A 21,686-nucleotide genomic window follows, 5' to 3' on the forward strand; every position below is an offset into this window, starting at 1 on the left:
CGCTGTTTTATTGGCTCTGTTGTGGCTCGGCATTTTTTGGGCGGTATCGCTGCCATGATCACATTACGCCAACTGGCGATAGGTTATGGCACTACGCCGCTTTTCCCGCCGCTGAACGGGCAGTTTAGCGCCGGTTCGTTAACCGCGGTGGTGGGCGTCAACGGGGCCGGGAAGTCGACGTTGCTGAAAACCCTCGCCGGTTTGTTACCGCCGTTGGCGGGCTGCCTGAGTTTTAACGATGCAAAGCCGCCGCGCAGGGCTTATTTACCGCAGCAGGCGGAACTGGATCGGCAATTTCCGATAGCGGTGAGCGATCTGGTGGCGATGGGCTGTTGGTCGCAAAGCGGCATGTTCGGCGGCATGAACAAGCGCGCCGCGAGTCTGGTTAATGAGGCGTTGGCGAACGTCGGCATGAGTGCGCTGGCGCACAGCCCGGTGGGCGAGCTGTCTGGCGGCCAGTTGCAGCGGGTGCTGTTTGCGCGTCTGCTGGTGCAGCAGGCGCCGTTGATCCTGCTGGATGAGCCTTTTACCGGCATCGACAGCGCCACCACGCAGATCCTGCTGCAGGCGATTGCGCAACTGCACCGGCAGGGGAGAACGGTAATCGCCGTTCTGCACGATATGTCGATGGTTGCCGAGCATTTTCCGCAGGTGCTGTTGCTGACCCCGCAGGCGTGCCATTGGGGCGCGGCCGAGCGCGTGCTGGAACAGGTGCCGCGGTATCAGGCCGCCGAACGGCAGCCGGGTCTGCGGGCGGTGGCGCCATGATGCTGTTGCATGGGCTTATCGATCCTTTCCTCTCTTTCGGTTTTATGCGCCGCGCGCTGATGGCGTGCCTGGCGCTGTCGCTCAGCGCAGCCCCGCTGGGGGTGTTTCTGCTGCTGCGCCGCATGAGCCTGGTGGGGGATGCGTTGTCCCACGCGGTGTTGCCTGGCGCGGCGATCGGTTATCTGATTTCCGGCATGTCGCTGGTGGCGATGGGCGTGGGCGGTTTTATCGCCGGGCTGGCGGTGGCGATGCTGTCCGGCCTGGTGAGCCGCCACACGCCGCTGAAAGAGGACGCCAGTTTCGCCGGGTTCTATTTGGGGTCGCTGGCGCTCGGGGTCACGCTGGTCTCGCTGCGCGGTTCCAGCGTGGATCTGCTGCACGTGTTGTTTGGTTCGATCCTGGCGGTGGATGCGCAGGCGATGCTGATGGTCGGCGCGATCGCCACGGTTTCGCTGCTGGCGTTGGCGGCGCTGTACCGCGCGTTGGTGATCGAATCTTTTGACGTCACCTTTTTGCGCGTCAACGCGCCGCGCCGGTTAGCGTTGATCCACGGCCTGTTTTTGGCGCTGGTGGTGGTCAATCTGGTGGCGGGGTTCCAGATCCTCGGTACCCTGATGTCGGTCGGTCTGATGATGCTGCCCGCCGCTAGCGCGCGCTTCTGGGCGCGCAACCTGCCGCAGACGCTGGCGGCGGCGATGGGCATCGGCGCGCTTTCCAGCCTGATTGGGCTGGTGTGGTCCTATTACGCTTCGCTACCCGCCGGCCCGGCGATCGTGCTCAGCGCCAGCGTCATCTTTTTCGTTTCGATCCTGTTTGGAACGCGCGGCGGCATTTACGCCTTCGCGCGCCGTTGAGAAGTGCCATTTGCAAGGAGAAAGTATGAAACGTTTACCTATATCGCTGGCGGTCGCTGCTCTGCTGGCCAGCCCATGGGCGATGGCGAAGACCGTTGACGCCGTCGCCAGCTTTTCCATTTTAGGGGATATCGTCAAGCAGGTGGGGGGCGATCACGTCAAGGTCAGCACGCTGGTGGGGCCGGATGGCGATCCGCACAGCTTCGAGCCTTCGCCGCAGGACGGCAAAAAGCTGGCGCAGGCCGATGTGGTGTTCGTCAGTGGCCTGGGGCTGGAAGGGTGGATCGATCGTCTGGTCGGGGCATCGGGCTATAAAGGGCAGGTGATCACCGCTTCACAGGGCATCAATACCCGCCAGATGGAGGAGGACGGCAAACCGATTACCGATCCCCATGCCTGGAACAGCATGAAAAACGGCGTGCAGTACGCCACCAATGTGATGAACGCCCTGATTGCCGCCGATCCCGAGGACGCCAACTATTTCCGCCAGCGCGGCGCGGAATACATTCAGCAGTTGCAAAAGCTCGACCTGTGGGCCAAAAACCAGTTCGCCGCAGTGCCGCCGCAGAAACGCAAGGTGCTGACCAGCCATGATGCCTTTGGCTACTTTGGACAAGAGTATGGCGTCACCTTCCTCGCCCCGGTCGGATTTTCCACCGAAGCGGAAGCCAGCGCCAGCGACGTGGCGAGCCTGATTAAGCAGATTAAACAGGAGAAGGTTAACGCTTACTTTATCGAAAACCAGACCGATCCGCGGCTGGTAAAACAGATCGCTGCCGCGACCGGTGCCAAGGCGGGCGGTGAGCTGTACCCGGAAGCGCTCTCCCGCGCCGGCGGCCCGGCGGCCACCTATGAGCAGGCGTTCAAACACAATGTCGACACGCTGCTGAGCAGCATGAAGTAATCACTGCCCCCGCCCGCGGGTGGGGGACAGCTTGCAGGCACTTTCTCGTCATAAAAAAAGCCCCGTTGAGCAGCAACGGGGCTTTGCGACAGATGACACTTTGGAGTTAACGCTTTTTCTTACGTCCCTGTACCGCTTTGAATCGCGGATTGCTTTTACAGATCACATAGATGCGGCCACGACGACGCACGACTTTGCAATCCGGGTGGCGGTTTTTCGCCGAACGCAATGAACTCAATACCTGCATGGGCTTTCCTTGTTACTTATTGCCGATAAAGCGGCCAAAGCGCTGCTGGAAGCGCGCCGTGCTGCCTTCTTTGGAGTAGTCTTTCTGCTTGCCGGTGTAATACGGATGCGAAGCGGAAGAGACGTCGAGGGTGACATACGGCCAGCTTTCACCGTCCAGTTCGATGGTGCGATCGGTTTTGATGGTCGATCCCACTTTGAAGTAGGCGTTGGCGCTGACGTCGTGGAATACCACGGTGCGGTAATCGGGATGGATGCCGGGTTTCATGATGGCTCTCTCGTGTAATGTTATACTATAACAATAATTATGCGCCGATCCGGCGTCGCGATCAAGCGTAAATTGTACTCACGAGTGAATTAATGAGAACGGTTTGCATTAAGCAACTGAAGCAAAAGAAAAAGGCCGCATGCGCGGCCTTTTCGATTATCGGGTGGAGCTCACATCACTGAGCGATCAGTGGTGCTCTACCGGATGGCTGTGTTCCAGATCTTCGCTCTTCTTGCTGAAGCGGCGGCGAACCACCACGAAGAACACCGGTACGAAGAAGATCGCCAAGACGGTAGCGGTGATCATCCCGCCCATTACGCCGGTACCCACCGCGTTCTGTGCGCCGGAGCCCGCACCGCTGCTGATAACCAGCGGCAGAACCCCGAGGATGAAGGCCAGAGACGTCATCAGGATTGGACGCAGACGCATACGCACCGCTTCCAACGTCGCTTCGATCAGGCCTTTGCCTTCTTTCTCCATCAGATCCTTGGCGAATTCCACGATCAGGATGGCGTTCTTCGCCGATAGACCGATGGTGGTCAGCAGCCCCACCTGGAAGTACACGTCGTTGTTCATGCCGCGCATCGTCGCGGCCAACAAGGCACCGATAACCCCCAGCGGCAATACCAGCATGACCGAGAACGGCACCGACCAGCTTTCATACAGCGCCGCCAGACACAGGAACACCACCAGAATCGAGATGGCGTACAGCGCCGGCGCCTGGTTGCCCGACAGACGTTCCTGATAGGACATGCCGGTCCAGTCGTAACCGATGCCGCTTGGCAGTTTGGACGCCAGCTGTTCCATCAGGTTCATCGCTTCACCGGTACTCTTGCCCGGTGCAGCTTGGCCGAGAATTTCCATCGACGGCAAGCCGTTATAGCGTTCCAGACGCGGTGAGCCGTATTCCCATTTCGCCGAAGAGAAGGCGGAGAATGGCACCATCTGGCCGCTGGTACCGCGCACGTACCACTTGTTGATGTCTTCCGGCAGCATGCGGAACGGCGCCTCGGCCTGTACGTACACCTTCTTCACACGACCGCGGTCGATGAAGTCGTTGACGTACGAACCACCCAGCGCGGTGCTCAGCGTGCTGTTGATGGTGGTGATGCTGACGCCCAGCGCCTTGGCTTTCTCCTGATCGACGATCAGTTTGAACTGCGGCGTATCTTCCAGGCCGTTCGGGCGCACACCCACCAGCACGTCCGGATGCTGAGCAACCATGCCCAACAGCTGGTTACGCGCTTCGGTCAGTTTTTCGTGCCCCAGGCCGCCCTGGTCGATCAGTTCGAAGTCGAAGCCGGTTGCGGTACCGAGTTCGATGATCGCCGGCAGGTTGAACGGGAACACCAGGCCTTCTTTAATCTGCGAGAACGCACCCATTGCGCGACCCGCGATCGCTTCGACCTTGTTTCCGGCCCCTGGGCGCTCGCCCCAGTCTTTCAGGCTGACGAACGCCAGACCGTTGTTCTGGCCGTTACCGTTGAAGCCGAAGCCCGCGACGGTAAACACCGAGACCACGTTGTCCTTTTCCTTGTTCAGGAAGTAGTCGGAGACTTCTTCCAGCACTTTGTTGGTGCGGGATTCGGTGGCGCCGGCAGGCAGCTGCACCATGGTCAACAGGATGCCCTGGTCTTCATCCGGCAGGAACGAGGAAGGCAGGCGCAGGAACAGCAGGCCCATGCCAACCACGATCAGCAGGTAGATGATCAGGTAGCGACCGGTGCTGCGCAGGATGTTGCCCACGCTGTCGGTGTAGTGATGCGTGCTCTTCTCGAACATGCGGTTAAACCAGCCGAAGAAGCCTGTTTTAACCCCGTGATCGCCTTTCGGGATCGGTTTGAGCATGGTGGCGCACAGCGCCGGCGTCAGGATCAAGGCCACCAGCACCGACAGCGCCATCGCGGACACGATGGTGATCGAGAACTGGCGATAGATGGCGCCGGTTGAACCGCCGAAGAACGCCATCGGCACGAATACCGCCGACAGCACCATGGCGATACCCACCAACGCGCCCTGGATCTGGCCCATCGATTTACGGGTGGCTTCTTTCGGCGGCAGCCCCTCTTCGGACATCACGCGCTCGACGTTTTCCACCACCACGATGGCGTCATCCACCAGCAGGCCGATCGCCAACACCATACCGAACATCGTCAGGGTGTTTATCGAGAAGCCGAACGCCGCGAGTATCGCAAAGGTCCCCAGCAGTACTACCGGCACCGCGATGGTTGGGATCAACGTCGCGCGGAAGTTCTGCAGGAACAGATACATCACCAGGAACACCAGGATGATGGCTTCGATCAGCGTTTTCACCACTTCGTTGATGGAGATTTTAACGAACGGGGTGGTGTCGTATGGATAAACCACTTTCATCCCTTGCGGGAAGAATGGCGCCATCTTGGCCAGCTCGTCTTTCACACCTTTGGCGGTGTTCAAGGCGTTGGCACCGGTAGCCAGTTTGATACCCAGACCGGCGGCAGGCTTGCCGTTATAGCGAGCGGTAACGGCGTAGCTTTCCGCGCCGCGCTCGATGTGAGCGACGTCGCGCAGGCGCACCTGGGAACCGTCGGTATTGACCTTCAGCAGGATCTTGCCGAACTCTTCCGGCGAAGTCAGACGGGTCTGCGCGATGATCGAGGCGTTCAACTGCTGCCCCGGCACCGGCGGCAGGCCGCCCAGCTGCCCTGCGGCGATCTGGTTGTTCTGCTCGGTGATGGCGGAAGTCACGTCCGTGGTCGTCAGCTGGTAGTTGTTCAGCTTGTTCGGGTCCAGCCAGATACGCATCGCGTACTGGGCACCGAACAGCTGCACTTCACCCACGCCGGACGAACGGCTGATCGGGTCCTTGATGTTGGACGCCACGTAGTCCGCAATATCGTCCTGAGTCATGTTCGGATCGTCGGAAACGAAGCCGGCCACCATCAGGAAGCTGCTGCTGGATTTTTCTACTTTCAGGCCCTGCTGCTGAACTTCTTGCGGCAGCAGCGGGGTGGCCAACGACAGTTTGTTCTGGACCTGAACCTGCGCGATGTCAGGATCGGTGCCGGATTCAAACGTCAGGGTAATGGTGACGCTACCAGAGGAATCACTGGTGGAGGACATGTACATCAGGTTATCGATACCGTTCATGTTCTGTTCGATAATCTGCGTGACGGTATCCTGCACCGTTTTGGCATCTGCGCCCGGGTAGTTGGCGGAAATGCTCACCGCCGGCGGTGCAATAGTGGGATACTGCGCAATTGGCAGTTTCATTATTGCAAGCACCCCCGCCAACATGACGATGATGGCGATAACCCAGGCGAAAATTGGGCGATCTATAAAGAACTTAGCCATGTATTACCGGCTCCTTTTTATGACTTCTGCGCTTCAGACTGCGGCTGTTTTTGCGCCTGAGTGTCAACTTCCTGCACTTTTACCTGCGCGCCCGGATGCACTTTCATCAGGCCGGTGACGATCACGCGATCGCCGGCTTTCAGGCCATCGGTAACCAGCCATTTGTCGCCAATCGCCTGGTCTGCCTTCAGCGTGCGCAGTTCAACTTTGTCGTCTGCCCCTACCACCAGCGCCGTCGCGTCGCCGCGCGGGTTGCGGGTTACGCCTTGCTGAGGCACCAGCAGCGCATCGCTGCGCACGCCTTCGTCCAGACGAGCGCGCACGAACATGCCCGGCAGCAGCGTATCGTTCGGGTTAGGGAACAGAGCGCGAATGGTGATGGAACCGGTGGTCTCATCGACGGTGACGTCAGAGAACTCCAGCGTGCCTTCCTGCGCGTATTCGGCGCCGTTTTCCAGCATCAGTTTCACTTTAGCCTTGCCGTTTTCCTGTTTCAGCGCGCCGCTGGCCAATTCTTGCTTCAGGCGCAGGAAGTCGGTGCTCGACTGGGTGACGTCGACATACATCGGATCCAGCTGCTGCACGGTGGACAGGGCGGTCGCCTGGCCGTTGCTGACCAGCGCGCCTTCGGTCACGGCGGATTTGCCGATGCGGCCGGAGATCGGAGAGGTCACCTTGGTGTACGCCAGGTTGATGCGCGCGGTTTCCACGGCGGCCTTGGCGGCCACGACGGCGGCATCCGCCTGCTGCAGCGTGGAGACGGCGTTGTCGTAGTCCTGCTTACTGATATAGCTGGTACCCAGCAATGGTTTGTAGCGGTTTACCGTCACGCGCGCGATCGAAGCGCTGGCCTGCGCTTTGGCCAAATCGCCTTTCGCGCTGTCGTAGCTGGCCTGATAGGTGGCGGGATCGATTTGGTACAGGGACGTCCCGGCCTTGATATCGCTGCCTTCAACGAAGTTGCGCTTCAGGATGATGCCGCTGACCTGAGGGCGAACTTCGGCGATACGATACGCAGCGGTGCGGCCAGGAAGATCGGTAGTGATGTTGAGAGGCTCGGCTTTCAAGGTCACTACGCCCACTTCAGGTGCCTGTTGATGAGCGCCTTGCTGTTGGGTTTCTTTATCGTTACATCCTGTTAGCACTAAGCTGCCTGAAAGTATCAGAACGGCCGCCAGAGGCGTTAACCCTCTGTTTTTGTTCATAGAAAAACCTCAAGTGTCCGATTTCAAAATGATCAATGGATCACAAGCTTTAAAACCCATTGCTGCGTTAATTATATGTGCGTGCTATGGTACATACATTCGCGAATGTATGTAAATCACACTCCCCCTAAATAACAATGCCATGGCACGAAAAACCAAACAGCAGGCACAAGAAACCCGACAGCAAATCCTTGATGCTGCGGTGAGAGAGTTCTCTGAACGTGGCGTTGCTGCAACGTCACTGACAGATATTGCCACCGCTGCTGGGGTTACGCGTGGAGCTATTTACTGGCACTTCAAGAATAAGGTAGACCTGTTTAATGAAGTTTGGGAATCTACCGAGCCGAAAATTGACCAGCTCGAGACAGAGTATCAGGCAAAGTTTCCCGATAATCCACTGCGGGTTATCCGAGAAATTCTGATTTACATTCTGACGTCTACGGTGGAAGACTGCCGCAGGCGGGCGTTGATGGAAATTATATTCCACAAATGCGAGTTTGTCGGTGAAATGATGCCGTTGCTGGATTCGCGCAAAGTGCTGTATCTCGCCGGTTATGAACGCATCGAGGCCGTGCTGTATAACTGCATACATCACGGGCAATTGCCCAGCGATCTGCACACTCGCCGGGCGGCGATCATCCTGCGCGGTTATATCACCGGCCTGATGGAAAACTGGCTGTTTATGCCGGAAAGTTTTGATCTGCGGGCCGAAGCCGAAGCGTTGGTGGACGCGTTCCTGGACATGCTGCAGTTTTGCCCCACCCTGCGCCTCAAACCCGATGCGCCGACGCCAACAACGCCAGACGCCGGCCGCCTTCCTTTATAAATAAGTCTTGATAAGTATAAGGAGAGACTTCATGTCATCAGTCGTTCTTATCGCCAACGGCGCCGCCTATGGCCATGAATCCTTGTTCAATGCGCTGCGGTTGGCTATCGCGATGAAAGAGCAGCAGAGCAGCCTCGACCTGCGGCTGTTTCTGATGTCCGATGCGGTGGTGGCCGGGCTGGCCGGGCAGCAGCCGCACGAAGGGTACCATCTGCAGCAGATGCTGGAGATCCTTACCGCGCAGCAGGTGCCGATCAAGCTGTGCAAGACCTGCGCCGACGCGCGCGGCGTCAGCCGCCTGCCGCTGGCGGACGGCGTGGCGATCGGCACGCTGGTCGAGCTGGCGCAGTGGACGCTGGCGGCGGAGAAAGTGCTGACTTTCTGATTTCGCGACAACGGGACATCACCGGCAACGTTTTTGTTGTTCGTTGCCCGCCGGCGATCGTGATAATCTTCAGGCTTCTTTACCGATCCGAAGCTAAATCATGCATCGCTGGTTGACTCTGCCTTCTCTGGCGCCGCTCTCGTTTGTCGGCGCATGCCGGCGGCGCATCGCCGCCGCGACACTCCTTTTCCTGATTTGCGCGTTCATCTTTCCGGCGCAGGCGGCGCTGAACGGCGATCTGCCGCAGCGTAGCGAAGTGCAAAGCCAGTTGGAAGCGCTGAACAAACAGAAAGCCTTGACGCCGGTCGAAAAGCTCTCCCAACAGGATTTGACCCGTACGCTGGAGCTGCTGGACGCCATCGAGCGCAACCGGCAGGACGCTGCGCAGCTCAAACAGCAGGTGCAGCAGGCGCCGGCGAAGCTTAATCAGGTCACCGCCGAGCTGGATGCGCTGAAACGGCCGGAAGACAGCGCTGCGGCGCGCGCCGCCCTATTGCCGCTGTCGCTGCGCCAGTTGGAAAGCCGGCTGTATCAAACGCTTGATGAACTGCAAAGCGCGCAGGAGAGCCTCTCCACTTACAACAGCCAACTGGTGTCGCTGCAAACTCAGCCTGAACGGGTGCAGAGCACCATGTATGCCGCTTCGCAGCGTCTGCAGGAGATCCGCAGCCAACTCAGCGGCCAGACGCCGGGGCAAGATTCGCTGCGCAACAGCCAACAGGTCATGCTGGCCACCGAACAGGCGCTGCTCAACGCGCAGCTGGAGCTGCAGCGCAAAAGCCTGGAAGCCAATACCACTTTGCAGGATCTGCTGCAAAAGCAGCGCGACTACACGACGGCGCATATCGACGCGCTGGATCGCTCGGTGCAGCTGCTGCAGGAGATCGTCAACAGCAAGCGGTTGACGCTGTCTGAAAAGACCGCCAAAGAGGCGCAGAACCCGGAAGACGCCACCGATATCCAGCACGATCAGCTGGTCAGCAAGCAGCTGGACGTCAACCGTCAACTGAGCCAGCGGCTGATCGCCGCTACCGAAGAGAGCAACACGCTATTCCAGCAGAACATTCGGGTCAAAAACTGGCTCGATCGCGGGCTGCAGGCGGAGCGTAACCTGAAAGAGCAGATCCAGGTGCTGAAGGGTAGCTTGGTGTTGTCGCGCATTTTGTATCAGCAGCAGCAAAGTTTGCCGCAGGGCACGCTGTTGGCGGACATGGACACGCGCATCGCCGATCTGCGGCTGGAGCAGTTCGACATCAATCAGCAGCGCGACGATCTGTTCAAGGGCGAGGATTACATCAACCAACTGGTGACCGAGAGCAAGGAAAAGGCCGGCCCGGAGGTGATCGACGCGCTGAACGAAATTATCGATATGCGCCGCGAGCTGCTGGATCAGCTGAATAAGCAGCTCAGCAACCAGCTGTCGCTGTCGATCAATCTGCAGATCAACCAGCAGCAGCTGACCAGCGTCTACGGTTCGTTGCAGGATACGCTGACCCAGCAGATTTTCTGGGTCAACAGCAACAAACCGGTCGATCTGGCGTGGCTCAAGGCGATGCCCGAGGCGGTGCGCGATCAGCTCGCCGGGCTCGATATCAAATTTGACGGCGGCAAGCTGGTGCAGGGCGGGTTGAATGCGCTGGTGTTCCTGATCCCGCTGCTGTTGGCGATCGGCGTGTTGCGCTGGCGCTACCGGCTGATCGACAACCATTTGCAAAAGCTGGCCAACGACGTGGGGCAACTGAAGCGCGACAGCCAACTGCACACGCCGAAGGCCATCGCGCTGACCTTGTTGAAGGTACTGCCAGGCGCCGCGCTGCTGCTCGGCATCGGTTTCTGGATGTATCGCGCCGATTTCGGCATCAGCGACTTTATCTGGGCGCTGTCGCAGCAGCTGGCGCTGTCGTGGCTGGTGTTCGGCTTCAGCTATCGGATGCTGAAACCGGGCGGTATCGCCGAGCGGCATTTCAACTTCGGGGCCAATCTGTGCGCGCATTACCGCCGTCAGACGCTGCGTCTGGGGCTGGCGCTGCAGCCGTTGATCTTCTGGTCGGTATTGGGCGAGAAGGCGCCGCTGCGCCTGGTGGAAGACGTCATCGGCCAGATCGTGGTGATGCTGACGCTGGCGCTGCTCGCGGTGCTGGTGTTCCCGCTGTGTCGCGACAGCTGGCGCGAAAAGGGCTCGCACGCCGTGCGGCTGGTGGTGGTTACCGCCATCGCCGCCACGCCGCTGATCCTGCTGGGGCTGATGTTCGCCGGTTACTTCTATACCACGCTGCGATTGGCTAGCCGTTGGATAGACAGCCTGTACCTGTTCTTCCTGTGGAATATCGTGTATCTGACCGCGCTGCGTGGCCTGAGCGTGGCGGCGCGGCGCCTGGCCTACCGGCGCGCGTTGGCGCGGCGGCAAAACGTGGCGAAAGAGGGGGCCGAAGGCGGCGAACCAGTGGTGGAAGAGCCGCCGCTGGCGCTCGATCAGATCAACCAGCAATCGCTGCGCCTGACCACCCTGGTGCTGTTCGCCATCTTCGCCAGCGCCTTCTACGCCATTTGGTCGGATTTGGTGACGGTTATCGCTTACCTGGACAGCATCACGCTGTGGCATTACACCAGCACCGTGGCGGGCAGCAGCGTGGCGCAGGCGGTGACGCTGGGCAATATGATGGTGGCGATCGCCGCGGTGATCGTCGCTTATGTTCTCACCCGCAACCTGCCCGGCCTGCTGGAAGTGGTGGTGCTGTCGCGGCTGCAGCTGCGGCAGGGGACTTCCTACGCCATCACCACCGTGCTCACCTACCTGATTACCGCCGTGGGGGCGGTGGTCGCTCTGGGATCGCTCGGCGTAGCCTGGGACAAACTGCAGTGGCTGGCCGCCGGTTTGACGGTCGGGTTAGGCTTCGGGTTGCAGGAGATCTTCGCCAACTTCGTCTCCGGTCTGATCATTCTGTTCGAACGCCCGATCCGCATCGGCGATACCATCACCATCGGCACTTTCTCCGGTTCGGTCAGCCGGATCCGCATTCGCGCCACCACCATTACCGACTTCGATCGCAAAGAGGTGATCATCCCGAACAAGGCGTTCGTCACCGAGCGGCTGATCAACTGGTCGCTGTCCGACACCATCACTCGCGTGCTGATCAAGGTGGGGGTGGCTTACGGCTCCGATCTCGATAAGGTGAAAAAGGTGTTGCTGCAGGCGGCGCACGACAATCCGCGGGTGATGACCGATCCCGAACCGCAGGTGTTCTTCCTCAACTTCGGTGCCAGCACGCTGGATCACGAACTGCGGCTGTATGTGCGCGAACTGCGCGATCGCAGCTATACCGTGGACGAATTGAACCGCTCAATCGATCGCCTGTGCCGGGAAAACGGCATCGACATTGCCTTCAATCAGCTGGAGGTGTATCTGCATAACCAGCAGGGCAATGAAGTGCAGGAAGTGAAGAGAACGCTGTCGCCGGATGAAGGCGGCCAGACGGCGGGCTGATGAAGAAAGAAGAGGCGAAAGGGACAGCGGCGCTGTCCCTTATTACTGTCCGGCGGGCAGATAGGGGGAGGTGACGCCGGCGCGCTGCAGCTTTTCCTGATAATCCCGTTTGACGATATCCAGCGCCGCCAGTGCGGTGGCCGGATCGATTTCGTTGCATTCCAACAGGTAGATCAAGTCTACCGCCAGCTGCAGTTCGGGTGAGGCGTTTTCCAGAGACATGGCACCTGCGCTTATTGATTAATGAGATGAAAAATTCACGTATCGGCAAAGTATAGTGAACCCGGCGCGCAACCGGGAATAATCATTAAAATATTGTGATAAATCTTCAAAAACCGTTTTCTTTGCGTTCGATATTGCGCTCGATGCGCGCCAGCGCCTGACGACAGCGCATCAGCCGCCCCTCCAGCGCCGCCAGCTCGTGCTGCAGCTTTTGCTGCGCCGCCAGCGTGGTCTGGCGCCCCAGCAGGCTTTCCCGATCCTGAATCATGGCGATCAGCCGGCGTTCGTAGTCCTGATGCTCGGCCAGCTTGTGGTACAGATCGGCCTCGGGGGCTTCTTTCGGCTGGTTCTTGCGCCGCAGCGCCTGGGTCGCCAGCTCGCGCTGCAGGGCGGCGATCTGGGCTACCAGCTTTTCGGCCAGAAAGGCCACCTGACTGGCGCGGCTGTCGTTGGCGGCGTGTTGCAACTGGGCGAAGTTTTTCTCCACCTCGGCCAGATAGTCGCGCAGCCGCGTGCCGCGGTTGGCGAACAGGGCGGCGTCGAAGCGTGCCTGCGGGATCGGAACATCGCCGCGCGGGGTCACTTCGGCCGCCAGCGCCGCGATCTGCTGTGCCAACACCTGTAATAGACGCTGAGTGCTCACATAAGCTCCCTCTTGATTTCAACAGGCGTAAGCTTGCCCGCGATGCCGCCGCGAAACAAGCGCCGCATGCATATTCCGCCGGCGCGGCGCCGATGCTACAGTAGGCGCCAACCGATTGAGGAGTGAAGAGCCGCATGACGCGTGGGTTATTGATCATTTTAGGCTGGCTGGCGGTGGTGCTGGCGACGTTGGGCGTGGTGCTGCCGCTGCTGCCGACCACGCCGTTCCTGCTGTTGGCCGCCTGGTGCTTCGCCCGCTCTTCGCCGCGCTTTCATCACTGGCTGCTGCACCGCTCCTGGTTCGGTCCTTACCTGCGCCACTGGCAGCAGCATCGCGCGCTGCCGCCGGGGGCGAAGTGGAAGGCGGTGCTGGTGATCGTGCTCACCTTCGCCTGTTCGCTGTGGCTGGTGAAAATCTGGTGGGTGCGCGGGCTGTTGCTGCTGATGCTGGCTATTTTGCTGACCTTTATGCTGCGCCTGCCGGTTATTGACCTGTCGCAACAAAAACAGCGCTGATTGTGCGCCGCCGGTTGCATTTGTCCGCCAGTTTGCATAGATTTGGGCGTTTTCGTGCGCGGATCGCCTGCCATTTCTTCTCCGGTGTGTTTCTCCCGGGGCGGCGGGTGAGCGGCGCACCGGTTTTCAGGCAGTTTTATCAGGCAACAATTATGACCGCTACTGCGCAGCAGCTTCAGTTTATTAAAGACAGTATCAAAACCATCCCGGATTATCCGAAGCCGGGCATCCTGTTCCGCGACGTGACCAGCCTGCTGGAAAACCCGTTGGCCTACGCCGCCAGCATCGAGCTGCTGGTTGAGCGCTATCGCGAAGCGGGCGTGACCAAGGTGGTGGGTACCGAAGCGCGTGGTTTCCTGTTCGGCGCGCCCGTCGCGCTGGCATTGGGCGTCGGTTTCGTGCCGGTGCGCAAACCGGGCAAACTGCCGCGCGCCACGCTCAGCGAAAGCTATGAGCTGGAGTACGGCACCGACAAGCTGGAGATCCATACCGACGCCATCACCGCGGGTGACAAAGTGCTGGTGGTGGACGATCTGCTGGCGACCGGCGGCACCATCGAAGCGACCACCAAACTGATCCGCCGCCTGGGCGGTGAAGTAAAAGACGCCGCGTTCATCATCAACCTGCCGGATCTGGGCGGGGAAGCGCGTCTGAACAAGCTGGGCATCGATTGCTACTGCCTGGTGGATTTCGCCGGTCATTGATGCGGCATCGCCCCTCGGGCACAACGGCCTCGCGGATCGCCGCGGGGCTGTGTTAGCATGACCCTCCAGATTACTCGACTTCTCCGGTATTAATGAGCTATCAGGTTCTCGCCCGTAAGTGGCGCCCTCAAACGTTCGCAGACGTGGTCGGCCAGGAACATGTCCTGACCGCGCTGGCCAACGGCCTCTCGCTGGGGCGGATCCATCACGCCTATCTGTTCTCGGGCACGCGCGGCGTGGGGAAAACCACCATCGCGCGCTTGCTGGCCAAAGGCCTGAACTGTGAAACCGGCATCACCGCCACGCCGTGCGGCCAATGCGACAACTGCCGCGAGATCGAGCAGGGCCGCTTCGTCGATCTGATCGAGATCGACGCCGCTTCACGAACCAAGGTGGAAGATACCCGCGATCTGCTGGACAACGTCCAGTACGCGCCGGCGCGCGGCCGCTTCAAGGTCTATCTGATCGATGAAGTGCACATGCTCTCGCGCCACAGCTTCAACGCCTTGCTGAAGACGCTGGAGGAGCCGCCAGCACACGTCAAATTCCTGTTGGCCACCACCGATCCGCAAAAATTGCCGGTGACCATTCTTTCCCGCTGCCTGCAGTTTCACCTCAAAGCGCTGGACGTCGATCAGATCCGTCAGCAGCTGGAAACGGTGCTGACGGCGGAACAGATCACCAGCGACGCCCGCGCGCTGCAGCTGCTGGCGCGCGCCGCCGACGGCAGCATGCGCGATGCGTTGAGCCTGACCGATCAGGCGATCGCCATGGGGCAGGGGCAGGTGACCGCCGCCACCGTCAGCCAGATGCTCGGCACGCTTGATGACGAGCAGCCGCTGGCGATCCTCGAAGCGCTGGTCAGCGCCGACGGCGAAAAGGTGATGGCGCAGGTCGCGCAGGCCGCTTCGCGCGGCGTGGACTGGGAAAATCTGCTGGTGGAGACGCTGGCGCTATTGCACCGCATTGCGATGGTGCAGCTACTGCCTTCGATGCTCGACAACCACTACGCCGCCGTGGAACAACGGCTGCGTGAGCTGGCGCGCACCCTGCCGCCGGCCGATGTGCAGCTCTATTACCAGACGCTGTTGGTGGGCCGCAAAGAGCTGGCCTATGCGCCGGATCGCCGCATGGGGGTTGAGATGACCCTGCTGCGCGCGCTGGCGTTTCATCCGAAAGCGGTGATCCCGGAGCCGGTGGCGTTGGTGCAGACCGCGCCGGCGCTGATGGCGCAGCCGCAGGCCGCCGCATCGCAACAGCCGCCGCAGTTTCAGGACGCACCGCCGCCGCTAGGGCAGCCGGCCGCGCCACAGCGACAATCATCGACTCCGTTACCGGATGCCACCGCCCAGCTGTTGAAAGCGCGGTCCCAGCTGCAACGGCAGCAGGGAGCATCCACACCAAAAAAGAATGAGCCGGCGGCGCCAGGAATAGCGCGGCCGGCAAACTCGGCGCTGGGGCGTTTGGCTTCCGTGACCGAGCGTAGCCAGCAGCGCCTGGCGGAGAAGAAGGTGCCGGAAAAACCGGCGAAGCCGGAAGCCTATCGCTGGCGCGCGCAGACCGAGCCGGAAGCGGCGCCGGAACCGCTGGCGACGCCGAAAGCGCTGCGCACGGCGTTGGAACACGAGAAAACGCCGGAGCTGGCCGCCAAGCTGGTGGTGGAGTCGCTGGAGCGCGATGCCTGGGCGGCGGAAATCGATAAGTTGAAGATCCCGAAACTGGTGCAGCAGCTGGCGTTAAACGCCTTCAAGCAGCAGCCGGAGCCGGGCAAAATTAGCCTCCATCTGCGGTCTTCGCAGCGCCATCTGAATTCGCCTTCGGCGCAGAAGACGCTGGCCGACGCGCTCGGTGAGCTGTATGGCAACCCGGTTGAGCTGACCGTGGTGGAGGACGATAATCCGGCGGAGCGCACCCCGTTGGAATGGCGACAAGCCATCTATGAAGAAAAACTGGCGCAGGCGCGCCAGTCCATCGATGCGGATACCAACATTCAGACGTTGCGCCGGTTCTTCGACGCGGACCTGGATGAAGAGAGTATTCGCCCCCTTTAAACGCTGCGCAACGTGCGCGGCCCTAGCGACGAGAGACGACTATGTTTGGTAAAGGCGGTCTGGGCAACCTGATGAAGCAAGCTCAGCAAATGCAAGAAAAAATGCAGCAGATGCAGGAAGAAGTCGCCAAATTGGAAGTGACCGGCGAGTCTGGCGCGGGCCTGGTGAAAGTGACCATCAACGGCGCGCACAACTGCCGCCGTGTGGAGATCGATCCAAGCCTGATGGAAGACGACAAAGAGATGCTGGAAGATCTGATCGCCGCTGCGTTTAACGACGCCGCGCGCCGCATCGAAGAGACTCAGAAAGAGAAAATGGCCTCCGTTTCCAGCGGCATGCAGTTGCCGCCTGGCTTCAAGATGCCGTTCTGATGCAAACCAGCCCGCTCCTTGAATCCCTGATGGAGGCGCTGCGCTGCCTGCCGGGCGTCGGCCCGAAATCGGCGCAGCGCATGGCGTTCCAACTGCTGCAGCGCGATCGCAGCGGCGGCATGCGCCTGGCGCAGGCGTTGACGCGCGCGATGTCGGAGATCGGCCACTGTGCCGACTGCCGCACCTTCACCGAACAGGACGTCTGCACTATCTGCGCCAATCCGCGCCGTCAGCAAAACGGCCAGATTTGCGTGGTGGAAAGCCCGGCGGATATCCACGCCATCGAGCAGACCGGCCAGTTCGCCGGGCGCTACTTTGTGCTGATGGGGCATCTGTCGCCGCTGGACGGCATCGGGCCGGGCGATATCGGTCTGGATCGCCTGGAGCAACGGCTGGAAAAGGAAAGCATCACCGAAGTGATCCTCGCCACCAACCCGACGGTGGAAGGGGAGGCGACCGCCAACTACATCGCCGAGATGTGCGGCCAGTATGGCGTGCTCGCCAGCCGCATCGCCCACGGCGTGCCGGTGGGCGGCGAGCTGGAGATGGTCGACGGCACCACGCTGTCGCATTCTCTGGCCGGGCGCCACGCCATAAAGTTCTGATGTTTTCCCGGGTGGGGCCATTCGGCCCCGTCCTATCGCGAACAAAGGAGGAAAAACGTGGTTTTTCCTCCTTTGTTGTTATCAGCCGAAAATCAATAATTGGGCGCGGCCGTTCGGTCCCAGCGTTTTTTGCCAAAAATTTCCCACCGTCCGCTTGAAAAACAACACCCTGACCCTCATCTGATCCTCATTGTTCGATTTTGGTAGCCATTGTCTTTTGAGGTAATCAATGAGTATGAAAGGTCAAGAAACCCGCGGGTTCCAGTCTGAAGTAAAACAGCTGCTTCATTTGATGATCCATTCGCTGTACTCCAACAAAGAAATTTTCCTGCGCGAGCTGATTTCCAACGCCTCTGACGCCGCCGACAAGCTGCGCTTCCGCGCCCTGTCTGCGCCAGAGCTGTACGCCGGCGACGGCGAGCTGCGCGTACGCTTGTCCTTCGATAAAGAGCAGCGCACCCTGACCATCGCCGACAACGGCATCGGCATGCGCCGCGAAGAAGTGATCGAGAACCTCGGCACCATCGCCAAGTCAGGCACCAAAGCATTCCTGGAATCCATCGGTTCCGACCAGGCGAAAGACAGCCAGCTGATCGGCCAGTTCGGCGTCGGTTTCTACTCGGCGTTCATCGTGGCGGACAAAGTGACCGTGCGCACCCGCGCCGCCGGTGCCGCCGATGACGAAGGCGTGTTCTGGGAGTCCGCCGGCGAAGGCGACTACACCATCGCCGACATCACTAAAGAGACCCGCGGCACCGAAATCACCCTGCATCTGCGCGAAGGCGAAGATGAGTACCTCGACGCCTGGCGCCTGCGCTCGGTGATCGGCAAATATTCCGATCACATCGCTTTGCCGGTGGAGATCGAAAGCAAGAACGAAGAAGACGATACTGTCACCTGGGAGAAGATCAACAAGGCGCAGGCCCTGTGGACCCGCAGCAAGGCTGACGTGACCGACGAAGAGTACAAAGAGTTCTACAAACACATCGCTCACGACTTCACCGATCCGCTGAGCTGGAGCCACAACCGGGTGGAAGGCAAGCAGGAGTACACCAGCCTGCTGTATATTCCGGCCCAGGCGCCGTGGGACATGTGGAACCGCGATCACAAGCACGGCCTGAAGCTGTACGTGCAGCGCGTGTTCATCATGGACGACGCCGAGCAGTTCATGCCGAACTACCTGCGCTTCGTGCGCGGCCTGATCGATTCCAACGATCTGCCGCTGAACGTGTCGCGCGAGATCCTGCAAGACAGCCGCGTGACGCAAAACCTGCGCGGCGCGCTGACCAAGCGCGTGCTGCAGATGCTGGATAAACTGGCCAAAGACGACGCCGAAGGCTACCAGAAATTCTGGCAGCAATTCGGTCTGGTGCTGAAAGAGGGGCCGGCGGAAGACAACGGCAATCAGGAAGCGATCGCCAAACTGCTGCGCTTCGCCACCACTCACGGCGACAGCTCGGCGCAGACCGTGTCGCTGGAAGAGTACGTCGGCCGCATGGCGGAAGGGCAGGAGAAGATTTACTACATCACCGCCGACAGCTACGCCGCCGCCAAGAGCAGCCCGCACCTGGAGCTGTTCCGCAAGAAAGGCATCGAAGTGCTGCTGCTGTCCGATCGCATCGACGAGTGGATGATGAGCTACCTGACCGAGTTTGACGGCAAGGCGTTCCAGTCGGTCAGCAAAGCGGATGAAGCGCTGGACAAACTGGCGGATGAAACCGAAGAGCAGAAAGCCGCCGAGAAGCAGCTGGAACCGTTCGTCGAACGCGTGAAAACCCTGCTGGGCGAGCGCGTGAAGGATGTGCGCCTGACGCACCGCCTGACCGATACGCCGGCGATCGTGGTGACCGACGCCGACGAAATGAGCACCCAGATGGCCAAGCTGTTCGCCGCCGCTGGTCAACAGGCGCCGGAAGTGAAGTACATTTTCGAGCTTAATCCCGAGCATGCGTTGGTCAAACGAGCATCCGACGTGGGCGATAACGAACATTTCGCCGAATGGATCGACCTGTTATTGGATCAGGCGCTGCTGGCTGAACGCGGTACGCTGGAGGATCCGAACCTGTTCATCCGTCGCATGAATAAGTTGTTGTCCGCCTAAAGTTGAAGATATGCGCCCTTAACGGCACAGTTAGGGGCGCGTTTTCGTTTTTTCCCCGCATTTTCTCGCCTTTTGTTCGTCTGTTTTTTTGCACATTCCGCAATCGATTTCCTTCGCGCGCCTTGAGCCTGCCCCCCCTGAAATGGTATCGTTGAGCGTTTTCGCAATTTTATAAAAACTACATAGCAAGGGGATTTACGCAATGCGTATCATTCTGCTGGGCGCTCCGGGCGCTGGTAAAGGTACTCAGGCTCAATTCATCATGGAGAAATACGGCATTCCGCAAATCTCCACCGGTGATATGTTGCGCGCAGCCGTGAAGGCCGGCAGTGAACTGGGCAAGCAGGCGAAAGAGATCATGGACGCCGGCAAGCTGGTGACCGATGAGCTGGTGATCGCGCTGGTCAAAGAGCGCATCGCTCAGGAAGATTGCCGCAAGGGCTTCCTGCTGGACGGTTTCCCACGCACTATTCCGCAGGCTGACGCGATGAAAGAAGCCGGCATCAACGTGGACTTCGTGCTGGAGTTCGACGTGCCGGACGAGCTGATCGTTGACCGCATCGTTGGCCGCCGCGTGCACGCGCCGTCCGGCCGCGTATACCACGTGAAGTTCAATCCGCCGCAGGTGGAAGGCAAAGACGACGTGACCGGCGAAGAGCTGACCACGCGCAAGGACGATCAGGAAGAGACCGTGCGCAAGCGCCTGGTGGAATACCATCAGATGACCGCGCCGCTGATCTCTTACTACAGCAAAGAAGCGGCGGCGGGCAACACCCAATACCGCAAAATCGACGGCACCCGCAAGGTTGCCGAAGTGAGCGCAGAGCTGGCGACCATCCTCGGTTGATCGCAAGCGGGTTGTGCATGACGCCGGGCCAGTGGCCCGGCGTTTTTTTTGGCCGTTTTCCCGCCAAACTGTGATCGCGGCGGCTTGTTGCGGCCGTGCCCATTAATCGCCCGTGCCAAATGGCGTATAACAAGCCTGCGTTTTCACCACCAGCAGGGAGCCGGGCATGCTCAGACAAACCAATCTTCTGGCGGAAGCCACCGCGCGCCAGATCGTCCAGCGGGCGATGGGCATCATCAGCCATTCCGTCAACGTGATGGACAGCAACGGCGTGATCATCGCCTCCGGCAATCCGCAGCGTCTGTTTCAGCGCCATGAGGGCGCGGTGCTGGCGTTGGCGGAGAATCGGGTGGTGGAGATCGATCGCGCCACCGCCGAGCATCTGAAAGGGGTGCGGCCCGGCATCAACCTGCCGTTCAGCTTTCGCAATCAGCGGGTGGGAGTGATCGGCATTTCCGGCGAGCCGGCCGAGGTGCGCGCTTACGCCGAGCTGGTCAAGATGGCGGCGGAGATGATGGTGGAGCAGGCGGCGCTGCTGGATCAGCACCAGTGGGAAAAACGCTACCGGGAAGAGCTGGCGAATCAGCTGCTGCAGCCACAGCCGAACACCGCGTCGCTGGAAGCGATGGCGGCGTATCTGGGGTTGGATCTGCGCCAGGCGCGCATGGTGTGGATCGTCGAGCTGCAAGAGGCGCAGCCGCACCTGCTGCGTGAGCTGCTGGCGGAGCTGGAAGCCACCCAGCGCGATGCGTTGATCGCCATTACCGGCTTCAATGAGATGACCCTGCTGCGCCCGGCCTGTATGGCGCAGGGCGAATGGAGCCTGAAGCTGGAGCGCCAACAGGCGCAGCGTTTGCAAAACCAGCTTAAACACCGTTTTCGGGTGCGGCTGATCGTCGGCGGTTTTTATGACGATCCGCAAAGTGCCTACCGCTCCAGCCTGACGGCGCGCGCCACCCAGGCGATGGCGCAGCGCCTGAAACTGCGCCATGCCACGCTGTTCTACCACGACTATCCGCTGCCGTCGCTGTTGTGCGATCTGGGGGAGGACTGGCGTGCTCAGGAGCTGGGGCGCCCCTGGCGAACGCTGGGCGAACAGGACGAAAAAGGCGTGCTGCGCGGTACGCTGCGCCACTATTTTTCGCAGAATTGTGATCAGACGCAGACCGCCGCGCAGCTGCATATTCACGTCAATACCCTGCGTTATCGCCTGCAGCGCATCGAGGCGATAACCGGCATGAAAATCAATCAATTAACCGATGCTCTGCGGCTGTATATCGGCATGCTGATGCACGACTGAATTGTGCCAACCCACAAATTCCGCGCCGTTCCGCCGGCGATTTTTTGTTGTTTT

General features: G+C 60.2%; 20 protein-coding genes and 1 other annotated feature. Of the genes, 14 read left to right on the plus strand and 6 right to left on the minus strand.

The annotated features are described in order from the left end of the window. Positions 1-54: 54 nt before the first annotated feature. From AC6BYQ_RS10930 to AC6BYQ_RS10940, 3 genes are read left to right on the plus strand one after another with little or no spacing between them, the layout of a single operon-like run. Positions 55-768, plus strand: coding sequence for a metal ABC transporter ATP-binding protein (locus tag AC6BYQ_RS10930; protein ID WP_063918849.1), 714 nt, complete (start codon positions 55-57; stop codon positions 766-768). Continuing rightward, a complete protein-coding gene (locus AC6BYQ_RS10935) occupies positions 765-1,622 on the plus strand; it encodes a metal ABC transporter permease (protein ID WP_498056863.1) in 858 nt (285 codons plus the stop codon). Before AC6BYQ_RS10930 ends, AC6BYQ_RS10935 begins: the two co-directional genes overlap by 4 nt. Before the next feature lie 25 nt (positions 1,623-1,647). Further along, complete coding sequence (locus tag AC6BYQ_RS10940; protein ID WP_019454173.1) at positions 1,648-2,526, plus strand: metal ABC transporter substrate-binding protein; 879 nt, start codon at positions 1,648-1,650, stop codon at positions 2,524-2,526. A 106-nt stretch (positions 2,527-2,632) separates the two neighbouring features. On the opposite strand, the gene ykgO is transcribed toward AC6BYQ_RS10940, so the two are convergent. From ykgO to sdeX, 4 genes are all read right to left on the minus strand, one after another. Then, positions 2,633-2,773, minus strand: coding sequence for a type B 50S ribosomal protein L36 (ykgO, locus tag AC6BYQ_RS10945; protein WP_004940304.1), 141 nt, complete (start codon positions 2,771-2,773; stop codon positions 2,633-2,635). A gap of 12 nt (positions 2,774-2,785) precedes the next feature. Then, positions 2,786-3,040 (minus strand): type B 50S ribosomal protein L31, encoded by a 255-nt coding sequence (locus AC6BYQ_RS10950; protein WP_004940303.1) that lies wholly within the window; start codon positions 3,038-3,040, stop codon positions 2,786-2,788. 186 nt (positions 3,041-3,226) lie between these two features. After that, positions 3,227-6,373 carry a multidrug efflux RND transporter permease subunit SdeY gene (gene sdeY / locus AC6BYQ_RS10955; protein ID WP_019454172.1) on the minus strand — a complete coding sequence of 1,049 codons (3,147 nt, stop codon included), beginning with the start codon at positions 6,371-6,373 and terminating at the stop codon, positions 3,227-3,229. Positions 6,374-6,390: 17 nt separating this feature from the next. Then, complete coding sequence (gene sdeX / locus AC6BYQ_RS10960; protein ID WP_498056864.1) at positions 6,391-7,578, minus strand: multidrug efflux RND transporter periplasmic adaptor subunit SdeX; 1,188 nt, start codon at positions 7,576-7,578, stop codon at positions 6,391-6,393. A 142-nt stretch (positions 7,579-7,720) separates the two neighbouring features. Here sdeX and acrR point away from each other — a divergent pair, with 142 nt between their 5' ends. The 3 genes from acrR to mscK all read left to right on the plus strand — a co-directional run bounded on the left by acrR (position 7,721) and on the right by mscK (position 12,273). Further along, positions 7,721-8,404 carry a multidrug efflux transporter transcriptional repressor AcrR gene (gene acrR / locus AC6BYQ_RS10965; protein WP_025160058.1) on the plus strand — a complete coding sequence of 228 codons (684 nt, stop codon included), beginning with the start codon at positions 7,721-7,723 and terminating at the stop codon, positions 8,402-8,404. Positions 8,405-8,435: 31 nt separating this feature from the next. Further along, complete coding sequence (locus AC6BYQ_RS10970; RefSeq protein ID WP_197667187.1) at positions 8,436-8,789, plus strand: DsrE/DsrF/TusD sulfur relay family protein; 354 nt, start codon at positions 8,436-8,438, stop codon at positions 8,787-8,789. Between the two features lie 100 nt (positions 8,790-8,889). Then, a complete protein-coding gene (gene mscK, locus AC6BYQ_RS10975; RefSeq protein WP_019454169.1) occupies positions 8,890-12,273 on the plus strand; it encodes a mechanosensitive channel MscK in 3,384 nt (1,127 codons plus the stop codon). Between the two features lie 42 nt (positions 12,274-12,315). Here mscK and rsmS read toward each other — a convergent pair whose 3' ends face one another. Continuing rightward, a complete protein-coding gene (gene rsmS, locus AC6BYQ_RS10980) occupies positions 12,316-12,495 on the minus strand; it encodes a pleiotropic regulatory protein RsmS (protein ID WP_016928837.1) in 180 nt (59 codons plus the stop codon). Positions 12,496-12,601: 106 nt separating this feature from the next. Further along, positions 12,602-13,138, minus strand: a complete 537-nt coding sequence (gene priC / locus AC6BYQ_RS10985; protein ID WP_025160057.1) for a primosomal replication protein PriC — start codon at positions 13,136-13,138, stop codon at positions 12,602-12,604. A gap of 134 nt (positions 13,139-13,272) precedes the next feature. On the opposite strand from priC, the gene AC6BYQ_RS10990 reads away from it, so the two are divergent. The 8 genes from AC6BYQ_RS10990 to AC6BYQ_RS11025 all read left to right on the plus strand — a co-directional run bounded on the left by AC6BYQ_RS10990 (position 13,273) and on the right by AC6BYQ_RS11025 (position 21,632). After that, positions 13,273-13,653: a DUF454 family protein gene (locus AC6BYQ_RS10990; protein ID WP_019454167.1), complete on the plus strand. Its 381-nt coding sequence runs from the start codon at positions 13,273-13,275 to the stop codon at positions 13,651-13,653. Positions 13,654-13,805: 152 nt separating this feature from the next. Beyond that, the gene (apt, locus tag AC6BYQ_RS10995; protein WP_019454166.1) at positions 13,806-14,357 is read left to right on the plus strand and encodes an adenine phosphoribosyltransferase; all 552 of its coding nucleotides are present in this window, start codon (positions 13,806-13,808) and stop codon (positions 14,355-14,357) included. 92 nt (positions 14,358-14,449) lie between these two features. Next, a complete protein-coding gene (dnaX, locus tag AC6BYQ_RS11000) occupies positions 14,450-16,408 on the plus strand; it encodes a DNA polymerase III subunit gamma/tau (protein ID WP_498056865.1) in 1,959 nt (652 codons plus the stop codon). Then, positions 15,741-15,805: a sequence feature (DnaX frameshifting element), on the plus strand. (Overlaps the previous gene by 65 nt.) A 41-nt stretch (positions 16,409-16,449) precedes the next feature. Continuing rightward, entirely contained in the window at positions 16,450-16,779 is a 330-nt protein-coding gene (locus AC6BYQ_RS11005) for a YbaB/EbfC family nucleoid-associated protein (RefSeq protein WP_004940264.1), read from the plus strand. Further along, positions 16,779-17,384 carry a recombination mediator RecR gene (gene recR, locus AC6BYQ_RS11010; protein WP_004940263.1) on the plus strand — a complete coding sequence of 202 codons (606 nt, stop codon included), beginning with the start codon at positions 16,779-16,781 and terminating at the stop codon, positions 17,382-17,384. Before AC6BYQ_RS11005 ends, recR begins: the two co-directional genes overlap by 1 nt. Positions 17,385-17,619: 235 nt before the next feature. Further along, positions 17,620-19,485, plus strand: a complete 1,866-nt coding sequence (htpG, locus tag AC6BYQ_RS11015; RefSeq protein ID WP_019454163.1) for a molecular chaperone HtpG — start codon at positions 17,620-17,622, stop codon at positions 19,483-19,485. A gap of 202 nt (positions 19,486-19,687) precedes the next feature. Further along, complete coding sequence (gene adk / locus AC6BYQ_RS11020; protein WP_004940261.1) at positions 19,688-20,332, plus strand: adenylate kinase; 645 nt, start codon at positions 19,688-19,690, stop codon at positions 20,330-20,332. 166 nt (positions 20,333-20,498) lie between these two features. After that, positions 20,499-21,632, plus strand: coding sequence for a sugar diacid recognition domain-containing protein (locus AC6BYQ_RS11025; RefSeq protein WP_063918852.1), 1,134 nt, complete (start codon positions 20,499-20,501; stop codon positions 21,630-21,632). Positions 21,633-21,686: the final 54 nt, after the last annotated feature.

The organism is Serratia sp. LTN-2, assembly GCF_059740205.1.

Excerpts from the sequence above, each read along its gene's own strand:
- AC6BYQ_RS10930 (WP_063918849.1), top strand. The coding sequence starts at position 55 with ATGATCACATTACGCCAACTGGCGATAGGTTATGGCACTACGCCGCTT.
- AC6BYQ_RS10935 (WP_498056863.1), top strand. The coding sequence starts at position 765 with ATGATGCTGTTGCATGGGCTTATCGATCCTTTCCTCTCTTTCGGTTTT.
- AC6BYQ_RS10940 (WP_019454173.1), top strand. The coding sequence starts at position 1,648 with ATGAAACGTTTACCTATATCGCTGGCGGTCGCTGCTCTGCTGGCCAGC.
- ykgO (WP_004940304.1), bottom strand. The coding sequence starts at position 2,773 with ATGCAGGTATTGAGTTCATTGCGTTCGGCGAAAAACCGCCACCCGGAT.
- AC6BYQ_RS10950 (WP_004940303.1), bottom strand. The coding sequence starts at position 3,040 with ATGAAACCCGGCATCCATCCCGATTACCGCACCGTGGTATTCCACGAC.
- sdeY (WP_019454172.1), bottom strand. The coding sequence starts at position 6,373 with ATGGCTAAGTTCTTTATAGATCGCCCAATTTTCGCCTGGGTTATCGCC.
- sdeX (WP_498056864.1), bottom strand. The coding sequence starts at position 7,578 with ATGAACAAAAACAGAGGGTTAACGCCTCTGGCGGCCGTTCTGATACTT.
- acrR (WP_025160058.1), top strand. The coding sequence starts at position 7,721 with ATGGCACGAAAAACCAAACAGCAGGCACAAGAAACCCGACAGCAAATC.
- AC6BYQ_RS10970 (WP_197667187.1), top strand. The coding sequence starts at position 8,436 with ATGTCATCAGTCGTTCTTATCGCCAACGGCGCCGCCTATGGCCATGAA.
- mscK (WP_019454169.1), top strand. The coding sequence starts at position 8,890 with ATGCATCGCTGGTTGACTCTGCCTTCTCTGGCGCCGCTCTCGTTTGTC.
- rsmS (WP_016928837.1), bottom strand. The coding sequence starts at position 12,495 with ATGTCTCTGGAAAACGCCTCACCCGAACTGCAGCTGGCGGTAGACTTG.
- AC6BYQ_RS10990 (WP_019454167.1), top strand. The coding sequence starts at position 13,273 with ATGACGCGTGGGTTATTGATCATTTTAGGCTGGCTGGCGGTGGTGCTG.
- apt (WP_019454166.1), top strand. The coding sequence starts at position 13,806 with ATGACCGCTACTGCGCAGCAGCTTCAGTTTATTAAAGACAGTATCAAA.
- dnaX (WP_498056865.1), top strand. The coding sequence starts at position 14,450 with ATGAGCTATCAGGTTCTCGCCCGTAAGTGGCGCCCTCAAACGTTCGCA.
- AC6BYQ_RS11005 (WP_004940264.1), top strand. The coding sequence starts at position 16,450 with ATGTTTGGTAAAGGCGGTCTGGGCAACCTGATGAAGCAAGCTCAGCAA.
- recR (WP_004940263.1), top strand. The coding sequence starts at position 16,779 with ATGCAAACCAGCCCGCTCCTTGAATCCCTGATGGAGGCGCTGCGCTGC.
- htpG (WP_019454163.1), top strand. The coding sequence starts at position 17,620 with ATGAAAGGTCAAGAAACCCGCGGGTTCCAGTCTGAAGTAAAACAGCTG.
- adk (WP_004940261.1), top strand. The coding sequence starts at position 19,688 with ATGCGTATCATTCTGCTGGGCGCTCCGGGCGCTGGTAAAGGTACTCAG.
- AC6BYQ_RS11025 (WP_063918852.1), top strand. The coding sequence starts at position 20,499 with ATGCTCAGACAAACCAATCTTCTGGCGGAAGCCACCGCGCGCCAGATC.